This window comes from Microbacterium sp. cf332, from assembly GCF_900102175.1.
In the GTDB taxonomy this organism is placed as follows: domain Bacteria; phylum Actinomycetota; class Actinomycetes; order Actinomycetales; family Microbacteriaceae; genus Microbacterium.
In genome coordinates, this window is the sequence record NZ_FNKN01000001.1 from 1,175,815 (window position 1) to 1,194,109 (window position 18,295).

Sequence of the window (18,295 nt, forward strand, 5' to 3'; positions counted from 1 at the left end):
TCCTCAGTCTACGTCGGGCGTGTGCACGCGGGCGGGGCGGGCTCGGCGGGGGCGTTCGACCTCCGGGGGCAGGTCGACCTCGTCGCGGCCGAGGGCGGCGAGGTGGGTGCGCGAGATGTCGGAGACCGCCTGCGCGATGGCCGGGTCCTCACCGCGGGCGAGGCCGGCGTACTCGAGGCGCAGCGCGCCGTCGACGGGGGTCGCCTTGACCCACAGCCGCCGGCGCGGCACGAACAGTCCCGCGAGCAGCCCGAGGGTCGCGAGGATCGCGAACACGAGCACGAACGGCGCGCCGATGTCGCGGTGGATCGACAGCGAGACGTAGCGCTTGACGGACTCGTCGGCTCCCGCGGCTCGCTGATCCTCGAAGGTCACGGTGCCGAGGCCGTTCGGGAGGTCGACGGTCTGACCGGGCTCGAGTTCGAGCGAGGCGAGGCCGGAGTCGCCGCCGGCGATCTGCTCCATACCGGTCGGGTCGAGCGTGTAGACCGAACGGGGCGTGCCGTCGTCGATGCCGAGGTCGCCCTCGTACACCCAGAACGTCACGAGCGGGTTCGTCAGGTCGCCGTAGGCCGAGCCGATCGCACCCGTGTTGAGGGTCGCAGCGGTCGGATAGAAGAATCCGACGAGCCCGAGCTGATCCGGCATACCGTCGGCGATCTTCACGACGCCCTGCGAGGTCATGTTGTTGTCCTGCGGCAGGAACGGCACGTCCTCGCTGAAGACCACGCCGCCGCTCGCGTCGCGCACCGTGATGGTCGGCGCGTAGCCGTTGCCCATCAGATAGATGCGGTCGCCCTCGATCTCGTAGGGATGGTTGACCCGCACCTCGCCGTTACGCGATTCCTGGCCCGGCTCCGCGACGGTGAGGTGGGCGAGGAAGTCGCCCGCCATCCCGTGGCCGGCCTCGCCGGTGAATGCGCCGTACGAGACGTCGAACTTGTCGAGGGTCAGCGAGTACGGCGGCATCTCGTCGGTGTCGACGAAACGTCCCGGGTTGAACGAGGTGTATCCGAGGCCGAGCGAGTTGACGAAGGTGTCGCCTTCGACGATGACGGTCTGGCCCGTGTAGGTCATGCCGCCGCCGATGCCGACCGAGAGCAGCACCCCGACGAGCGCGCCGTGGAAGACGAGGTTGCCCGTCTCGCGCAGGTAGCCGCGCTCGGCCGAGACCGACGCCGTTCCGCCCGTGTCGTACCGCTCGACCCGGTAGCCGGACTTGCGCAGCTGGCGCTGGGCCTCGTCGACGGCGGTCGCGGCCGCAGCCGCGGCATCCTCGTCTTCGGCGAGCGCCACGCCGACGGACCGATGGTCGGCGAGCCGCGACAACCGCGCGGGCGTGCGGGGCGGGCGCGACTTCAGCGCCTGCCAGTGGTGCTTCGTCCGCGGGATGACGCAGCCGATGAGCGAGACGAACAGGAGGATGTAGATCGCCGAGAACCACACCGAGGTGTAGACGTCGAACATCTGCAGCGCGTCGAGCACGGGGTAGAGGTCGGGGTTGTCGGCCCGCCACTGCGTCACGCCGTTCGGGTCGGCCCCGCGCTGCGGCACGATAGAGCCCGGGATCGCGGCGATCGCGAGCAGGAGCAGCAGCACGAGCGCCGTGCGCATGCTGGTGAGCTGACGCCAGCCCCATCGCAGCCAGCCCACGACGCCGAGCTGCGGTTGGACGATCGCACGGTCGGCGTCCGGACCCGTGGTGTCGGGTGCGTCGGAATGGTCTCCCGGTCGCAGCGGCGCCGAGGGGTCGGCCTGGTCAGAGGAAGGTCGGGACACCGGCCACCACTCCTTGGAAGACGGACATGATCGCGGTCCAGACGCCGGTGACCATCAGGACACCGAGGAGAACGAGCAGCACGCCGCCCGCGATGTTCACGACGCGGATGTGCCGGCGGACGAACGCGACCGAGCGGGTGGCCCAGCTCGCTCCGAGCGCCAGCAGGACGAACGGGATGCCGAGCCCGAGCGAGTACGCGACGGCGAGGATGCCGGCACGCGTCGGATCGGCTTGGCTGAGGGCGATGGAGAGGATGGCGGCGAGGGTGGGACCGATGCAAGGCGCCCAGCCGATGCCCATCGCGATGCCGAGCAGCGGGGCGCCGGCGATGCCCAGGTTCTGCCGCAGCTGCGGACGGTAGATGCGCTGCGCGAATCCGAAGAGACCCACGAAGACGAGCCCGAGGACGATCACGACGGCGCCGAGGACGCGGGTGATGACCTCCTGGTACTCGAGGAAGACCCGGCCGATCGTCCCGGCGAACACACCGAGGGTGAGGAAGACCAGGGTGAAGCCGGCGATGAAGAGGCCGACGCCCAGCAGCAGCCGTCCGCGGCCGGGACCTGCCGGCGCGCTCGGCGCGGCCGTGGTCGTCGCCGTCGGCGAGTCGACCGAGACGCGGACCGCTCCCCCCGCATCCTCCGAGGTGCGTGCGATCGCCCGAGAGCGGTCGCGCGCGGCGGCGGGCTCGCGCGGCGTGACCGCGCTGCCGAGGAAGCCGAGGTAGCCGGGGACGAGCGGGAGCACGCACGGCGAGAGGAACGAGACGAGGCCCGCGAGGACGGCGATCGGCACCGCGAGCCACAGCGCGCCGCCGAAGACGATCTCGCCCGGGTTCACGACGATCCCGCGCCGGCGTTCGCGGCATCCTCGACGAGGGTGCGCAGGATGCCGGCATCGCGCAGCTGTCCGACGATGCGCGCGGCGACGCGACCCTCCGTGTCGAGCACGAGCGTCGTGGGAGCCGCCTGCACGGAGGCGGATGCGGCGAGCGCGAGCTTCAGGTCGCCGTCGCCCTGCATCAGCAGCGAGGGGTAGCTGATGCCGTAGGTCTGCTCGAACGAGCCCGCCTGCTCGGGGCCGTCGTAGATGTTGATGCCGAGGAAGTCGGCCCCCACCGCCTGCGTGTCGGTGTAGACCTCTTCGAGGAGCGGCGCCTCGGCCCGGCACGGGCCGCACTGGGCGTACCAGAAGTTCAGGACCACCGGCTGGCCGACGTAGTCGGCGCTCGAGATGGTCGAGCCGTCGACGGCGGTGCCGGTGAACTCCAGCGACGCGCCCCGCTCCGACTCGGGGATCTCGGTGACGGTGCCGTCACCGGAGATGAAACCCTTGTTGTCGCCGTCGCGGTACTGGCCCGCGAGATCGTCGTTGGGGCTCGTGCAGGCGGCGAGCCCCGCCACCAGACCGAGGGCGAGGGCGGCGGCCATCAGGCGGCGCTTCATCAGACGGCTCCGACATCGACGGCGCCCGCGGTGGATGCGGGCTCGGCGTATGCGACCTCGCGCCAGACGGCGTCGTCTCCCCCGTCGCCGAGCTCGAAGCTCGTGACGCTCGACAGTGCGCAGCGACGGCGGCGCGGGTCATGCCGCAGCGGCTCGCCCGCGATCGCGAGGTGCGTGATCCAGATGGGCAGCTGGTGCGAGACGATCACGGCATCGCCAGACTCCGTGGCGTGCCACAGCTCGCGCATCGCGGCATCCATGCGCGCGACGATCTCGACGTAGGGCTCACCCCAGCTCGGGGTCGCCGGCGTGCGCAGATGCCGCCAGTTCCACGGGTTGACGAGGGCCTGGCGCATCCGGCGCCCCTCGAAGACGTTATGCGGCTCGATGACCCGCTCGTCGGTGACGGGCTGCACGCCGAACAGCTCGGTGAACGGCTCGGAAGACTCGCGCGTGCGCTGCAGGGGCGACGAGACGAGCGCCGTCACGGGGCGTTCGAGCGACGCGACGTGCTCGGCGGCCGAGCGGGCCATGCGCCGGCCGTCCTCGCTCAGACCGAAGTGCGGCAGCCGTCCGTAGAGCACGCGCCGGGGATTGTGGACCTCCCCGTGGCGCACGAGATGAAGACGGGCTGCAGGCACGGTCTCCAGTCTACGGCGACCACTCCTATGCGGACCCTGAGCGCGCGACGCTCACGGGCCCTCGACCGTGGGCTCCGGCGCACCGGCTCCCCCGGAACGCCGTTCGCGCCGTGCCGATCGCACGCGCGAGACCACGAACCAGACGATCAGCGCCACCACGACGACGATGACGATCGTCTGGAAGATCTCGGCGTACTGCTCGACGATGTGCCAGTTCTCGCCCAACAGGAAGCCCGCCATCACGAAGATGGAGTTCCAGATGAGGCTGCCCGCTGTCGTCAGCAGCCCGAACTTCCACCAGTGCATACGCGCGACCCCCGCGGGGATCGAGATGAGGCTGCGGAAGAGCGGGACCATGCGCCCGAAGAACACGGCGATCGACCCGTGCTTCTCGAACCACTGGACCGACCTCACCACGTCGTCGCCGGTGACCAGCGGCATCCGGTCGGCGATGCGGCGCAGCCGGTCGGCACCGAGCCACCGCCCGAGGAAGTAGAGGATGTACGCGCCGAACACCGACCCGAAGGTCGTCCACAGGATCGCCTCGGCGAGCGTGAACGAGCCGCGCGACGCCGCGAGCCCGGCCATCGGCAGCACGACCTCGCTGGGGATCGGCGGGAACAGATTGTCCATCCCCACCGCGATCGCCGCGCCCGCGGGACCGATCGTGTCCATGAGCGATACGGTCCAGTCGGCGAGGGTCGTCAGCCACGACCCGCCGTCCTCGGCGGACGCCCCGGACGCGAGGGCGGTGCGGGTCAGTTCGGTCATCGGGTGCCTTCGCGCTCGGTGATCGGATGCCCGAGCGGGCCCCGCGCACAGCCTAGGGCCGCAACGTCGGAGATGGCTGGACGCGTAGACTCTCCCCTCGTGAGTGAACGCGTTCTCGTCCAGCAGCTGCAGGCCCGCCCCGACGGCCCCGTGTCGGTGTCCGGATGGGTCGAGACCGTCCGCGATCAGAAGAAGGTGCAGTTCGTCATCCTGCGCGATGAGACCGGCGCCGTGCAGCTGGTCAACCCGGCGACGCGGCCCGCCGAGGACGGTACCGAGCAGGATGCCGCGGCCCTCGCGCTGACCGACCTCATCTCGAACCTCTCGACCGGCACCTTCCTCACCGTCACGGGTGAGCTCAAGCACGACGAGCGCGTCAAGCTCGGTGGCGTCGAGATCAAGATCGGCGACCTCTCCGTCGCCGCGGCGGCCCTCCCCGAGACCCCCATCGCCGCCGACTCCGGCCTCGACAAGCGCATGGACTGGCGCTTCCTCGACCTGCGTCAGCGCCGCAACAACCTGATCTTCCGCGTGCAGACGACGCTCGAGCACGCGATGCGCACCTACTGGATCGAGCGCGACTACATCGAGATCCACTCGCCCAAGCTCATGGCGTCGGCGTCGGAATCCGCCGCCGAGCTGTTCGAGGTTCCCTACTTCGAGGACAAGACCGCCTACCTCGCGCAGAGCCCCCAGTTCTTCAAGCAGATGGCGCAGTCGGCCGGGTTCGGCAAGATCTTCGAGATCGGCGATGTCTTCCGCGCCGACCCGTCGTTCACGTCGCGCCACGCGACCGAGTTCACCTCGATCGACGCCGAGATCAGCTGGATCGACTCGCACGAGGACGTCGCCGTCATGCAGGAGGAGCTGCTGCAGTTCGCCTTCCAGGCGGTCAAGGACAAGCACGGCTCCGAGATCTCGGAGCTCTTCGGTGTCGAGGTGCAGGTTCCGCAGACCCCGTTCCCGCGCATCCCGCTCGCCGAGGCCCGGGAGATCGTCGCGGCCCGCGGCTACGACATCCCGCGCACGGACGGAGACCTCGACCCCGAGGGTGAGCGCCAGATCTCGGCACACGTCCTCGAGACCTCCGGGCACCAGTTCGTCTTCATCACCGACTACCACCCCGAGATCCGCGCGTTCTATCACATGCGCGACGAGGAGACCGGGCTCACGAAGTCGTACGACCTGCTCTTCAACGGCGTCGAGATCACGACCGGCGCACAGCGCGAGCATCGCGTCGACGTGCTGATCGAGCAGGCGAAGGAGAAGGGGCTCGAGCCCGAGCACCTCGACTTCTACCTCGACTTCTTCCGCTACGGCGCCCCGCCGCACGGCGGCTTCGGCATGGGCCTCGCCCGCGTGCTGATGCTGCTGCTCGGCGAGTCGTCGATCCGCGAGGTCACCTACCTCTTCCGCGGACCGACGCGCCTGGCTCCGTAACACACGACCCCGCGCACCCGGCAAGTCCTCAGCGTCAGTCGCCCGTCGCCCGTATCGTGGCTCCTTCCGTGACGGACAGGAGCGAAGCGTATGTGGGACGGGTGGATGGATTTCGCCATCGCGGTGCTGGTGGGACTCGGGGTCGCGGCGGTCGTCGCCGTCGTCGCGCATCTCTCGCTGCGGATCGCGGCGAGACGGCAGCGATGGTCCGAGGTGCTCAGTCGGCGCTCCCGCGCGCCCTTCCGTTCCCTCCTCATCGCCGTCGCGCTCTGGGCGGCCGTCCAGACGGCCTTCCCCGATGAGCTGTGGCGATCGGTCATCGGCCAGATCCTGACGATCGCCATCATCGCGGCGAGCGCGTGGCTGCTCGCCTCTCTCGTGCTCGTCGTCACCGACGTCGCGCTGGGCCGGTACCGCATCGACGTTCCCGACAACCGCGTGGCCCGCCGCATCCGCACGCAGATGCTCGTCGTGCGCCGTCTCGCGGTCGCGATCATCATCGTGATCGGCATCGGCGCGGTGCTGCTGACGTTCGACTCGGTGCGCGCCGTCGGCGCGAGCGTGCTCGCATCGGCGGGCATCGCATCGGTCGTCGCCGGTCTCGCCGCGCAGTCGGTGCTGGCGAACGTCTTCGCGGGCCTGCAGATCGTCTTCAGCGACGCGCTGCGCGTCGACGACGTCGTCGTCGCGGACGGCGAATGGGGACGCGTCGGCGAGATCACCCTCAGCTACGTCGTGCTCGATCTGTGGGACGACCGCCGCCTGGTGCTGCCGTGCACCTACTTCACGACGACCCCGTTCGAGAACTGGACGCGGCGCGGCTCGGAGCTGCTCGGCGCCGTCGAGATGGACCTCGACTGGAACGTGTCGCCCGCCGCCATGCGGACCCACCTGCACGACGTCCTCGAGCAGACCGGCCTCTGGGACCGGCGTGCCTCGGTGCTGCAGGTCACGGATGCCGTCGCCGGCTACGTGCGGGTGCGCATCCTCGTCACGGCGAAGGACGCACCCACCCTGTTCGATCTGCGCTGCCTCGTGCGCGAGGCCATGGTCACGTGGGTGCAGCGGACGATGCCGCAGGCCGTCCCGGTGCAGCGCATCGTCATGTCCGACGCGACGGCCGCGAGCGCCGAGCGCCACATCACCCACGATCCGACCCCCACCAACGACGGACTGTTCACGGGGAGCGCCGAGGCCGAACGGCGCGCGAGCACCTTCACCAACGCCATCCCGATCGTGCGGACGGACGAGGGCGACGAGCGCCGCGACTGATCGAGCGCGCCCGTGGCGGTCGGACCCGGCTCAGACCTCGAAGTCGACGGCGATGCGGTCGGCCACGACGCTGCGGACGTAGGCCGCGACCTCCTGGTGGGCCGGGTGCACCTGGTACTCGTCGAGTCCGGCGAGGTCGTCGAAGTCGGCGACGACGGCCACATCGCCGTTCACCTCGGGATAGGCCGTGTTCGGCCCGATGCTCAGTGCGCGGATCGAGGGGACGACGCCCACGAGACCCTGGATACGGCGCGAGACTTCGGCGGCGTGCTCGGCGCGGGTCTCGACATCCTGGGCGGCGAGCTTCCAGGCGACGACGTGGCGGATGGTCATGCGGACTCCTCGGTCGGGGTGTTTCGGTCGGGGGCTTCGGTGAGGGCGGTGCGCAGCCGTTCCGCCGACAGGCGCCAGTGAGCGTGCAGACGGTCGTCGATGAGCACGACCGGGATCTTCTCCCACCACTGCTCGTAGAGCGTGGCGTCGTCGAGGATGGATCGCTCGACGACCTCGACGTCACCGCTTCCTTCGGGCAGGTCGGCGACGACAGCATCGACGATCTCGCGCGCGACGTCGCAGAGGTGGCAGTCGGGCTTGGAGATGAGTGTGAGCGTCGTCATGGTCGGACGCCGAGCCTCAGCGCTCGAGCTCGAAGCCGCGATCCGCCCACTCGCCGGTGCCGCCGGCGACGTTCGTGGCGTCGTACCCGCGGGCCTCCAGGGCGGCGACGACCTGCGCCGAGCGCCCCCCGGCCTGGCAGATGACATCGAATGCACCGTCGGGCAGCTCACCGATGCGGTCGCCGAGCTGCGACATCGGGATGCTGATCGCACCGGGCACACGGCCCGCGGCGAACTCGTGGTCCTCACGGACGTCGATGAGGGGGATGTCGCGGCCCGCGCGGAGCTCGTCGATCGTGATGGTGTTCATACTCGTGCCTCCCCCACCAGCCTAGGCCGCGGCCGGACCGCCGGGGCATCCGCGTCCGGAAAGCACGAAGCGCCCCTCGGCCGAAGCCGAACGGGGCGCTCAGTGACGTCGCCGCGACTTACTTCTTGTTGCGGCGCTGGTGGCGAGTCTTGCGAAGCAGCTTGCGGTGCTTCTTCTTCGCCATGCGCTTGCGGCGCTTCTTGATGACAGAACCCACGGAAAACCTCACTATGTCAGGGTCTGGACGCATCTCTTCTGCGTCCGGGAACAGGCACCTCGCGAAAAATGCCTCGGATCAGTCTAGCCGACGTCGGCGATCGGCCGTTGCACGACCTCGCGCACCGCCGACTCGAGCACGCGGTAGCTGCGACCGAAGCGGACGGCGGGCAGGTCGCCCGAGTGCACGAGGCGATACACCGTCATCTTCGACACCCGCATGATCTCGGCCACCTCCGCGACAGTCAGGAAGCGCACATCGGGCAGCTCGGCCATCGTCATCCCTTTCCCCGGACTGCGATCACTCTAGGGGTCGGGCGTGACGCGTGTAAACCGGTGTGACCGGTGTTGCGAACCGCCCCCGCGACCCCCACGGTCACCGCGCGGCGCGTTTGCCGAAGACGCTCGTGACCGCGTGCTTCGCGGATGCGGCGGCACGGCCGACCAGCTCTGCGGCGGCGACGGCCTGCTCGGGCAGGGCCGCGGCGGGCTCGTCGTCGTACGCTTCGGCCGTCAGGAACGGCACGAGCCAGTCGTCGACGGCGTCGAGAGGCTCCGGCGAGAGGCTGTAGTAGCGATGCTGACCCTCTTCGCGCACCGTGACGAGCTCCGCCTCGCGCAGCACCTTCAGGTGCTTCGAGATCGTCGGCTGGCTCACGCCGAGCTCACTCACGATCTGCGAGACGCTCGTCCCGGACGAGCGCGGGTCGGAGTCGCGATCGAGGAGAAGACGCAGGATGTCCCGACGGGTACCGTCGGCGATCACGTCGAAGATGTCCGCCATGCAATCAGGTTAGTCGCCGCGCGCGCCCGAGTACCATGACATCGGCGCCGACCTACTGCGGCGCCGTGAGCAAGAGCGGCATCGTGGGGAGGCACACGCATGGCGGATCGGTCCGTCGGCGCGATCGCCCTCCACCACCTGGGTGGCTTCGGTCGCAGCGCGTGGGATGCCGGACGGGATCTGGCCACCGCGTCGCCGTCGCGCTTCGCGGTGCTGATCTTCTCGACCCTCATCCTCGTCTTCACGACGCTGTTCTCGCTGCCCGCCGCGGCTGCATCGGGACGGGCCACCCCCTTCGCCGATGCACTCTTCACCGCCGTGTCGACCATCTGCGTCGCCGGCCTCGCGACCGTCGACATGGCCACGCACTGGTCGCCCTTCGGGCACGTGCTCATCTACATCGGGGTCAACGTCGGCGCCCTCGGCGTGCTCACGCTGGCGTCGATCCTCGGGCTCGTGATCTCCAAGCGTCTCGGACTGCGCGCCAAGCTCATCGCGGCCGGCGACAGCAACCCCATGCGCGCCCACGGGGGGCCCGTCAACGAGGGCCAGGCCGTCCGCCTCGGCGAGGTCGGCCTGCTGCTGCGCACCGTCGCCCTGTCGACACTCGTCATCGAAGCGGGGCTCGCGGTGCTCCTCTACCCCTCGCTGCTCATCGGCGGCGTCGACCCGCTGACGGCGCTGTGGGAGGCGCCCTACTACGCCGCGATGGCGTTCACCAACACGGGCTTCTCACCCAACGCCGAGGGGCTGCAGCCGTTCGCCCAGGATTACGTGATGCTGACGGTCCTCATGGCCGGGGTGTTCCTCGGCTCGATCGGCTTCCCCGTGATCTTCACGCTGTGGCGCCACCACTGGCACGTGCGCGCCTGGTCGCTCCACGCCAAGCTGACCATCATCACGACGATCGTGCTGTTCTTCGCCGGCGCGGCGATCTTCCTCCTCCTCGAATACGACAACCCCGCCACCTTCGGCTCGATGGAGGCGTGGGACACGACGTTCCAGGCGTTCTTCGTCTCGGCCATGACCCGTTCCGGCGGATTCTCAATCATCGACATGGGAGAGATGCACGGGTCCTCCCTCATCGTCGGCTCCATGCTCATGTTCGTCGGGGGCGGTTCCGCTTCCACCGCCGGGGGCATCAAGGTCACAACGCTCGCGGTGCTGGCTCTCGCCGTGTGGTCCGAGGCGAAGGGCCGCCCCTCGGTGCAGGCGTTCGGCCGCCGCATCCCGAGCGACGTCCAGCGCGTCGCCCTCTCGGTCGTCGCCTGGAGCGCGACCATCGTCGCCATCGGCACCGTGACGATCGCGCAGATCACGAAGGCCCCGGTCGACGAGGTGCTCTTCGACGTCATCTCGGGCTTCGCGACCGTCGGCCTCTCGACGGGTCTGACCGCCGAGCTGCCCGAGCCCGCCGTCTACGTCATGGCGCTCGTGATGTTCATGGGGCGCGTTGGTACAGTGACTCTCGCTGCGGCCGTGGCCGCGACATCCCGTTCGCAGTTGTACGCCCTGCCCGTCGAAAGGCCGATCGTTGGTTGAGCAGATCCGCGGAGACGCGCCCGTCCTCGTCATCGGGCTGGGCCGCTTCGGCGCGGCCTGCGCCGGCGAGCTCGACCGCCTCGACCGCGAGGTGCTCGCGATCGACGACAGCCTCGAGCTGGTTCAGAAATGGTCGGAACGCGTCACCCACGCGGTGCAGGCCGACGCCCGCAATCTCGACGCGCTGAAGCAGATCGGCGCGCAGGACTTCCAGGTCGCCGTCGTCGCGGTCGGCTCCTCGATCGAGGCCTCGGTGCTCATCACCGCGAACCTCGTCGACCTGAAGGTGCCGCAGATCTGGGCGAAGGCGGTCTCGCAGTCGCACGGCAAGATCCTCGCCCGCGTCGGCGCGAACCACGTCGTCTACCCCGAGCGCGAAGCCGGCGAACGTGTCGCGCACCTCGTCAGCGGGCGCATGCTCGACTTCATCCGCTTCGACGACGACTTCGTGCTCGCGAAGATGTACCCGCCGAAGTTCATCCGCGGCGTCGGGCTCAACGAATCCGGTGTCCGTACGAAGTACCACGTCACTGTCGTGGGCGTGAAGAGCCCCGGCAAGCCGTTCCGCTACGCCGAGGCCAACACCGTCGTGACCAACCACGACCTCATCATCGTCTCGGGCACGAACTCCGACATCGAGCGCTTCGCCTCCCTCGACCGCTGAGGCGTGACCGTCGCGGGCGGCGCCGGTCAGGCGCCGGCGGCGAGCTCGCGGGCACGGGCGAGGGCGGCGTCGGTCGCGCGGGCGAAGACGTCGTCGAGGCGCGCCTCCTGCAGCACGGCGACCGCCCGTTCGGTCGTGCCCTTCGGGCTCGTGACGCGGCGGCGGAGCTCCGCCGGGTCTTCGCCCGAGGCGTCGAGCAGGGCGGCCGCCCCGATGAAGGTCTGCTCGGCCATCAGGCGCGCCTCGGCGTCGCTGAAACCCTTGCCGATCGCCGCGCGGGTGAGCTCCTCGATGAGAAGGAAGACGTAGGCGGGGCCCGACCCCGAGATCGTCGAGAGGGCGTCGATCTGGTCCTCGGCGACTTCGACGACCGCGCCGCACGTCTCGAACAGCGCGCGTACGGTCGCGAGGTCGTCGGCGGACGCCGCGGGCCCCGCCGCCAGCCCCGTCACGGCCTTGCCGACGACGGCCGGGGTGTTCGGCATCGACCGGACGACCGCGACGTCGTCGCCGAGGATGCCCGCGAACGTCGCGATGGTGACGCCCGCCGCGAGGCTGACGACCACCGCCCCCGGGCGGAGCACGGGCGCGATCTCGCGGAGCAGGTCGGTCACCATCCCGGGCTTCACTCCGATGAGGACGACGTCGGCCACGGCGGCGGCATCCGTATTGCCCGAAGGCGTGTCGGCGAGCGTGAGGCTCGTGACCCCCGGCAGTTCGGCGAGAGAGGCGGCCTTCTCGGCGGTGCGGTTCGTGACGGTGACTCCACCCGCCGCGGCGCCCGACGCGACGAGGCCCGAGAGGATCGCACCGCCCATCGAGCCGGCTCCGAGGATGGCGATCGGGGGAAGCGTGACGGCGTCGGACATGCCGCCATCTTAAGTCCGGCCGTTTCCCAGCGGAGGGAACAGCCGCGAGGTAGAGTCGAAGCGTCCGCGGGCGCGGAGGCGCTCGCCGCGCAGAGCAGAGCGAAGGATCCCGCCATGCCCCTCTTCGACGGCATCACGCCACGCATCATCGAGACGTCGCGCCTGGCGGTGAACATTCTCGAACGCCCCGTCGACGACCCCGCGACACCGGCCGAGCGGACCATCGTGCTGCTGCACGCAGCCCCTGGATCGAGCCTGTTCTGGCAGGAGATCATCGAGGATCTGCCGGGCGACGTGCGCCCGATCGCGATCGACCTGCGCGGCTTCGGCGCAACCGAGCACCTGCCCGTCGATGCGACGCGCGGGGTGCGCGACTTCGCCGACGACGTCCGGGCGACGCTCGCCGAGCTCGACCTCGACGTCGTCCACATCGTGGGATGGGGGCTCGGTGCTGCCGTCGCGATGCAGTACGCCCTCGACCACGGCGCCCTCTCGCTGAGCCTGCTCTCGCCCATCTCGCCCTATGGCTTCGGCGGCACGCGCCTCGACGGCTCGCGGCTGACCGCCGACGATGCCGGATGCGGCGGCGGCGCCGTCAGCCGCGCCGTGATCGAGAGCATCACCGCCCGTGACGCCGGCGACGGCGAGGGGACGGCACGATCGGTCTTCCGCCAGACCTTCGTCTCGCCCGACTACGAGTCCGAGAACGAGGACACCTGGGTCGAGGCCATGCTCACGACGTCGACGGCCGAGGGCAACTACCCCGGAGACAGCGTGGCGAGCGAGAACTGGCCCGGCTTCGCGGCCGGGCGCCTGGGCGTGCAGAACGCGCTGGCACCGTCGAACTTCGACGTCTCGTCGATCGTCGGACTGGCGGCGGGATACGACGCGCCGCCCATCCTGTGGGTGCGGGGCGAGGCGGACGTGATCGTGGCCGACGGTTCGTTCGCCGATGCCGCTCATCTCGGTGAGATCGGTGCGCTCCCGGGGTGGCCGGGCGTCGAGGCCGCCCCCGCGCAGCAGATGGTCGCGCAGACCCGCGCGGTGCTGGATCGGTACCGCGAAGCTGGGGGGCAGGTGACGGAGGTCGTCATCGAGGGCGTCGGCCACGCGGTGCATCTCGAACGGCCGGGCAAGGTGCGCACCGCCATCCTGTCGACGATCGGCTACCTCGGCACGCCGCTCTCGCCCGCTCCCCCGACCGAGGCGATCATCCTCAGCTCCTGGGACTGACTCGTCGCGGAGAGGTCAGCGCTGCGCGGCGAAGAACGCCCGGAGGAGAGCGATCGACTGCTCGGACCGGACGCCCGCGACCACTTCGGCGCGCACCGGCAACCGTCGGTCGCGCACGAGGTCGTACTGCGACCCGACCGCACCCGCCTTCTCGTCCCAGGCCCCGAACACGACGCGTGAGACGTGCGCCTGCAGGATCGCACCCGCGCACATGATGCACGGCTCGAGGGTAACCGTCAGAGTGCACCCGGTGAGGTTCCACGACCCCGTCGCGGCCGCGGCGGCGCGCAGCGCCACGACCTCGGCATGCGCCGTCGGGTCGCCGGTCGCCTCGCGCAGATTCCGCCCCTCGCCGAGGACAGTGCCCGCGCCATCCGTCACGAGGGCTCCGACGGGGATCTCACCGGCGGCGGCGGCCGCCGCCGCGAGCTCGAGCGCTCGCGTCATGCTGCGGATGTCGCCAGCGGATGCCGTGAGGGTCACGACACCAGCGTAGGCCGAGGCGGTACGGGCCGTCCGCGTAGGATCATCACATGCGTGTTCACGTCGCCGACCACCCCCTGATCACCCACAAGCTCTCGGTGCTGCGCGACAAGAACACCTCGTCGCCGGTGTTCCGCCAGCTGACCGAGGAGCTCGTGACATTGCTCGCCTACGAGGCGACCCGGAACGTGCGCACCGTCGAGGTCGAGATCGAGACCCCGGTCACGCGGACGACCGGTCTCGCCATCGCGCGGCCGCGTCCCCTCGTCGTGCCCATCCTGCGCGCCGGACTCGGCATGCTCGAGGGCATGACGAAGCTCCTCCCGACCGCCGAGGTGGGCTTCCTCGGCATGGCCCGCAACGAGGTCACCTTCGAGCCGACCACGTACGCCGAGCGCCTTCCCGACGACCTCAGCGATCGTCAGTGCTTCGTGCTCGATCCCATGCTCGCGACGGGCGGCTCGCTCGGGGCCGCGATCGACTTCCTCTTCGCCCGCGGGGCGCAGGACGTCACGGCCATCTGCATCCTCGGTGCACCCGAGGGCCTCGCGGCGATCGAGAAGCAGGTGGGCGACCGTGACGTCACGCTCGTCCTCGGGTCGCTCGACGAGCGTCTCGACGAGCGCGGCTACATCGTGCCGGGTCTCGGCGACGCCGGCGACCGCCTCTACGGCACCGTCGACTGACGCCTCCGGCGAAGCTCAGACGGCCCGCACGAGACGGGCGAACGCGCTCATCCGCGCGACGCCCTCGGGCGTGCGGGGAAGGTCGTCGAGGATGCCGGTTCCGTAGACGATGTACGCCGTGTGCTGCGCGCGCGAGACGGCGACGTTGAGACGGTTCTGCAGGAGCAGGAACTCGAGCCCCCGTGGGGCGTCGCGACCCGAGGATGCCGCGAGCGACACGATCGCCACCGCCGCCTCCTGGCCCTGGAAGCGGTCGACCGTGCCGACCGGCACGTCGCCGAAGCCGGCCCCGGCGAGGGCCTCTTCGACGAGGACCTGCTGCGCGTTGTAAGGCGTCACCACGATGATGTCGCGCTGCCCCAGCGGACGCGCCGCGGCCGCCGGGTCGGGCAGCCACGCGCGACCGAGGAGGTCGGAGACGAGGCGCACGACGACCTCGCCCTCTTCGGGCGAGGCGGTGGCGTTCCGCCGATGGGCGACCGGCACCGGCACGACGCCCGCAGTGACGCCGTCGAGCTCGCGTTCCGCGGTCGAGGGGTGGGCGGCGAGCCTGCCGTCGTACGCCAGCACCGAGACCGGCTCTGCGACCTCCGGCCTCATTCGCCGGGTCTCGGCGAGGAAGTAGCCGCGGTCGTCCGAGATGACGTGCGCGCCGGCCATGATCCAGCCCAGCGCCGAGGTGTCGACGGGCTCGGGGTGCGTGCCCTGGCTGACCTGGGGCAGCTGTTGCGGGTCGCCCAGCAGCAGCAGCCGGGACGCCGCGACCGAGACCGCGATCGTCGAGGCGAGCGAGAACTGGCCGGCCTCGTCGATGACGAGAAGGTCGAGACTGCCGCGCGGGATGCGCCCGGCGTGGGTGAGATCCCATGCGGTCCCTCCGATGACGTACCCGTCGGGGTGCGCAGCCGTGAACTCGGCCACGCCGTTCTTCGGGATGACCGTGAAGGGCTCCTCCCCCGTCGGGTCGCCTTTCACGGCCTTCGCGATCCGATCGCGCGGCACTCCGGCCGCGGCGATGCGGTCGAGCATGTTCTCGACGACGGCGTGCGATTGGGCGACCACGCCGACGCGGTACCCGCGCTCACGGACGAGCCGAGCGACGACATGCGACCCGACATAGGTCTTGCCGGTTCCCGGGGGGCCCTGTACGGCGAGGTAGCTGCGGTCGAGGTCGGCGATCGCGCGGGCGATGTCGGCGACCGCATCCTCGCCGTCGCCGGCGAGCGTGCCCGACACCGTGCGCGGCGGTCGGCGCAGCAGCAGGTCGGTGGCGGGGTCGGCGGGCAACGCGGGCGCCGCCGCGATGACGCCGTCGGCCCAGGCCTCGATGGCCGCCTGTTGACTGCCGGCCTGCGGCGGCGCTGACGGCGTCAGGGCGATGGGGAGTTCCGACCACATGAACGCGCCGGACGCCAGCTCTTCGACGACCGCTCCGTCGTCGAGCACCTCGACCACCCGTACCCGACGGTCGGCGTGGATGAATCGCGGACGAGGCTCGACGGGGAACGGCGCTGGCGCCTCATAGATCGCGAACGGGGAGGAATCGACGCTCAGCCGCGTGCCCGGGGCGACGTCGCCGCGGAGCTCGATCAGCCGGCGGTCGGTGCGCGCCCCCTCGGGTCGGTGCCAGTCCTCGATGATCCGGCTGCGGTCGTGGGAGACCGCGACGACGTCACGGGTGTCCTCCCAGATCGAGAGCGGCTCTCGCAGGCGCAGGAAGTGCGCGGCCCAGAACGACTTCGCCTCGCGGGGGTAGTAGTCGATGGCCGCGGCTCCGAGGCGCAGGGCGGTCGCGGCGGGATCGTCGGCACCGGCGGACGCGTCGTCGGCCAGCGCGTTGGCGAGGCGCGTCAACGTGACCGCTCGGACGGACGGCTCGTACGCCCGCTCCTCCGGCTCGACGTCGGCCGACGGCCGCAGCTGAGCCTCGCGCGCCCGGTCGACGAGCCAGTCGCGCAGGCGCCGCGTCGAGACGCAGTCGTAGCGGTTGTAGTCCGCGAGGTCGGCCAGGATCGCGGCGGCGGCGTCCGCGTCACCGCCGTCGGCGAGCGCTCGAGCCTCGACGTAGCGGACGATCGAGTCGTCGCCCTTCTGGACATCGCTCGTGCGGACGTCGGCGCCCATGTACAGCGGTTCGAGCTTCTTGATCGAGTACGACCGCGATCCCACGCGCAGGGCCCGGCGGACGACCGGATAGAGGTCGACGAAGACGCCGTCGCGGAGCAGACGATCGACCTCGGCCTCACCGACCCCGTATCGCGCTGCCATCGCGAGCAGATGCGTGGGCTCGTAGGGGGCGTAGTGGTAGATGTGCATCCCCGGGTGCGCCGCGCGCTGGGCGGCGACGACCCGCAGGAACGTCTCGAACGCCCGTTTCTCCTCATCGAACGAGTGCGCCCAGATCGCGGAGTACTGCTCGCTCAGATCGACCCACCCGAAGAGGTAGTCGATGCCCCACTGCCCCGAGGCACCCTCGGTGTAGAGCGGGTCGCCTTCGAAGTCGAAGAACAGGTCGCCGAGATCGGGCCGCGGCAGTGCGGCGAGGGCCTTCGGGAAGACCACCTCGAAGGTGGGCACGGGGGCGGCGCCGGATGCTGAGCCGTCCGGACCGGCGACCCCCACGCCGCCGGCAGGGCTTTCGAGCTGGAGGCGGGCCTGCGTGCGGAGGCCCGCGAAGGTGTCCCACGACATGCGCGACGGGGCCTCGCGAGCTGCAGTCAGCTCATCGATGGTCGTCACGCCGGCCGCGCGCAGCCGTTCGCGCTGGATGGGTCGCATGCCCGCGACGAGAAGGAGGTCGCGCGCCGCGACGACCTCGAGGTCGCACGTGGCGCATCGCCCGCACGCGACGACCCGCAGCTCGCCGCGGTCGTCTCCCCAGGCGATGGCCGCGCCCGCCGCTGCGGCCGGTACGTCGCGATCGGCGATGAGGGAGCGCAGGCGCTCGCGGCGGAGCACGAAGACGGGGGCGATGTCGGCGCGGGCGTGCCGCGACACCGTGCCGTCGCCGAGGAGCAGCTCGACGTGATCCGCCACGTGCGCTCCAGCGCGATCGAGCTGCACCGCGTAGGCCTCGAGCTGCATCAGGGCCGTCACTCGAGCGCGTCGCGCGAGCTTGGTGTCCTGCACGATCCACCGACCGTCGTCGTCGCGCAGCAGGAAGTCGGCGAACCCGACGAAGTCGGTGTCGACGAACGCGGCCTGATAGATCACCTGCGCGTCGGACGCGAGAGCCTCGCGCGTGAGGGCCACGGCCCGGGCCAGCCCCGCGGCGTCCGACGATCGGGTCTCGGGGATCTCGACGACACGGTCGCCGAACCCTGCTCGATACGTCTCGAGCTGGCGCTGCTCGTGACGGTCGCCGAGACGGCCCGCCCGCTCGAGCGTGGGATCGTCGGGCTCATCGACCGCGTCGACACGGCCGAGCTTGGCGTCGATCGCGCGCAGCCAGGCGAACTCGCACTCGGCCGCCGCCTTCAGGTCGCTCGCGCTCCAGACGATCCGGCCTTCGTCCTCGATGTATCGCATGATCCCCTTCCGCT

General features: G+C 70.6%; 20 protein-coding genes. 6 read left to right on the forward strand and 14 right to left on the reverse strand.

Annotation, left to right across the window (positions count from 1 at the left end; translation table 11 throughout):
• Positions 1-3: 3 nt before the first annotated feature.
• The 5 genes from BLT21_RS05605 to BLT21_RS05625 are packed head-to-tail and all read right to left on the reverse strand — an operon-like array spanning position 4 to position 4,637.
• Positions 4-1,779 (reverse strand): cytochrome c biogenesis protein ResB, encoded by a 1,776-nt coding sequence (locus tag BLT21_RS05605; protein WP_091500259.1) that lies wholly within the window; start codon positions 1,777-1,779, stop codon positions 4-6.
• Positions 1,760-2,620: a cytochrome c biogenesis CcdA family protein gene (locus BLT21_RS05610; protein ID WP_091500261.1), complete on the reverse strand. Its 861-nt coding sequence runs from the start codon at positions 2,618-2,620 to the stop codon at positions 1,760-1,762. Before BLT21_RS05610 ends, BLT21_RS05605 begins: the two co-directional genes overlap by 20 nt.
• Positions 2,617-3,225: a TlpA family protein disulfide reductase gene (locus BLT21_RS05615; RefSeq protein WP_091500264.1), complete on the reverse strand. Its 609-nt coding sequence runs from the start codon at positions 3,223-3,225 to the stop codon at positions 2,617-2,619. The genes BLT21_RS05610 and BLT21_RS05615 overlap by 4 nt, the downstream gene beginning before the upstream one ends.
• Complete coding sequence (locus tag BLT21_RS05620) at positions 3,225-3,866, reverse strand: histidine phosphatase family protein (protein WP_091500266.1); 642 nt, start codon at positions 3,864-3,866, stop codon at positions 3,225-3,227. The genes BLT21_RS05615 and BLT21_RS05620 overlap by 1 nt, the downstream gene beginning before the upstream one ends.
• Before the next feature lie 51 nt (positions 3,867-3,917).
• Complete coding sequence (locus BLT21_RS05625) at positions 3,918-4,637, reverse strand: DedA family protein (protein ID WP_091500268.1); 720 nt, start codon at positions 4,635-4,637, stop codon at positions 3,918-3,920.
• Between the two features lie 99 nt (positions 4,638-4,736).
• Between BLT21_RS05625 and aspS the strand changes: the two genes are divergently transcribed.
• Together aspS and BLT21_RS05635 are read left to right on the forward strand one after the other, a co-directional pair.
• Positions 4,737-6,077, forward strand: coding sequence for an aspartate--tRNA(Asn) ligase (aspS, locus tag BLT21_RS05630; RefSeq protein WP_091500271.1), 1,341 nt, complete (start codon positions 4,737-4,739; stop codon positions 6,075-6,077).
• Positions 6,078-6,167: 90 nt separating this feature from the next.
• Positions 6,168-7,349 carry a mechanosensitive ion channel family protein gene (locus tag BLT21_RS05635; RefSeq protein ID WP_091500274.1) on the forward strand — a complete coding sequence of 394 codons (1,182 nt, stop codon included), beginning with the start codon at positions 6,168-6,170 and terminating at the stop codon, positions 7,347-7,349.
• 30 nt (positions 7,350-7,379) lie between these two features.
• On the opposite strand, the gene BLT21_RS05640 is transcribed toward BLT21_RS05635, so the two are convergent.
• The 6 genes from BLT21_RS05640 to BLT21_RS05665 form a co-directional block, all read right to left on the reverse strand.
• Positions 7,380-7,682: a Dabb family protein gene (locus BLT21_RS05640; RefSeq protein WP_091500277.1), complete on the reverse strand. Its 303-nt coding sequence runs from the start codon at positions 7,680-7,682 to the stop codon at positions 7,380-7,382.
• A complete protein-coding gene (locus tag BLT21_RS05645) occupies positions 7,679-7,966 on the reverse strand; it encodes a glutaredoxin family protein (protein ID WP_091500280.1) in 288 nt (95 codons plus the stop codon). The genes BLT21_RS05640 and BLT21_RS05645 overlap by 4 nt, the downstream gene beginning before the upstream one ends.
• Positions 7,967-7,982: 16 nt before the next feature.
• Entirely contained in the window at positions 7,983-8,276 is a 294-nt protein-coding gene (locus BLT21_RS05650; protein ID WP_091500283.1) for a rhodanese-like domain-containing protein, read from the reverse strand.
• Positions 8,277-8,394: 118 nt separating this feature from the next.
• On the reverse strand, positions 8,395-8,493 hold the full coding sequence (locus BLT21_RS05655) for a 30S ribosomal protein bS22 (protein ID WP_003792170.1): 99 nt from the start codon (positions 8,491-8,493) through the stop codon (positions 8,395-8,397).
• Positions 8,494-8,576: 83 nt separating this feature from the next.
• The gene (locus tag BLT21_RS05660; RefSeq protein ID WP_091500713.1) at positions 8,577-8,768 is read right to left on the reverse strand and encodes a helix-turn-helix domain-containing protein; all 192 of its coding nucleotides are present in this window, start codon (positions 8,766-8,768) and stop codon (positions 8,577-8,579) included.
• Positions 8,769-8,868: 100 nt separating this feature from the next.
• Entirely contained in the window at positions 8,869-9,276 is a 408-nt protein-coding gene (locus BLT21_RS05665) for an ArsR/SmtB family transcription factor (protein ID WP_091500285.1), read from the reverse strand.
• A 99-nt stretch (positions 9,277-9,375) separates the two neighbouring features.
• Here BLT21_RS05665 and BLT21_RS05670 point away from each other — a divergent pair, with 99 nt between their 5' ends.
• Both BLT21_RS05670 and BLT21_RS05675 read left to right on the forward strand, forming a co-directional pair.
• The gene (locus tag BLT21_RS05670; protein ID WP_091500288.1) at positions 9,376-10,818 is read left to right on the forward strand and encodes a TrkH family potassium uptake protein; all 1,443 of its coding nucleotides are present in this window, start codon (positions 9,376-9,378) and stop codon (positions 10,816-10,818) included.
• Complete coding sequence (locus BLT21_RS05675; RefSeq protein WP_091500290.1) at positions 10,811-11,482, forward strand: potassium channel family protein; 672 nt, start codon at positions 10,811-10,813, stop codon at positions 11,480-11,482. The genes BLT21_RS05670 and BLT21_RS05675 overlap by 8 nt, the downstream gene beginning before the upstream one ends.
• Before the next feature lie 26 nt (positions 11,483-11,508).
• Here the strand turns inward: BLT21_RS05675 and proC are convergent, their stop codons facing one another.
• The gene (proC, locus tag BLT21_RS05680; protein WP_091500293.1) at positions 11,509-12,351 is read right to left on the reverse strand and encodes a pyrroline-5-carboxylate reductase; all 843 of its coding nucleotides are present in this window, start codon (positions 12,349-12,351) and stop codon (positions 11,509-11,511) included.
• A 114-nt stretch (positions 12,352-12,465) separates the two neighbouring features.
• Here proC and BLT21_RS05685 point away from each other — a divergent pair, with 114 nt between their 5' ends.
• A complete protein-coding gene (locus BLT21_RS05685; protein WP_091500296.1) occupies positions 12,466-13,584 on the forward strand; it encodes an alpha/beta fold hydrolase in 1,119 nt (372 codons plus the stop codon).
• Positions 13,585-13,599: 15 nt separating this feature from the next.
• Here BLT21_RS05685 and BLT21_RS05690 read toward each other — a convergent pair whose 3' ends face one another.
• Complete coding sequence (locus BLT21_RS05690) at positions 13,600-14,031, reverse strand: nucleoside deaminase (RefSeq protein WP_091500714.1); 432 nt, start codon at positions 14,029-14,031, stop codon at positions 13,600-13,602.
• A gap of 86 nt (positions 14,032-14,117) precedes the next feature.
• Between BLT21_RS05690 and upp the strand changes: the two genes are divergently transcribed.
• Positions 14,118-14,753, forward strand: coding sequence for a uracil phosphoribosyltransferase (upp, locus tag BLT21_RS05695; protein ID WP_091500299.1), 636 nt, complete (start codon positions 14,118-14,120; stop codon positions 14,751-14,753).
• Positions 14,754-14,768: 15 nt separating this feature from the next.
• Here the strand turns inward: upp and BLT21_RS05700 are convergent, their stop codons facing one another.
• Entirely contained in the window at positions 14,769-18,281 is a 3,513-nt protein-coding gene (locus BLT21_RS05700; protein ID WP_091500302.1) for a TM0106 family RecB-like putative nuclease, read from the reverse strand.
• Between the last annotated feature and the right edge of the window lie 14 nt (positions 18,282-18,295).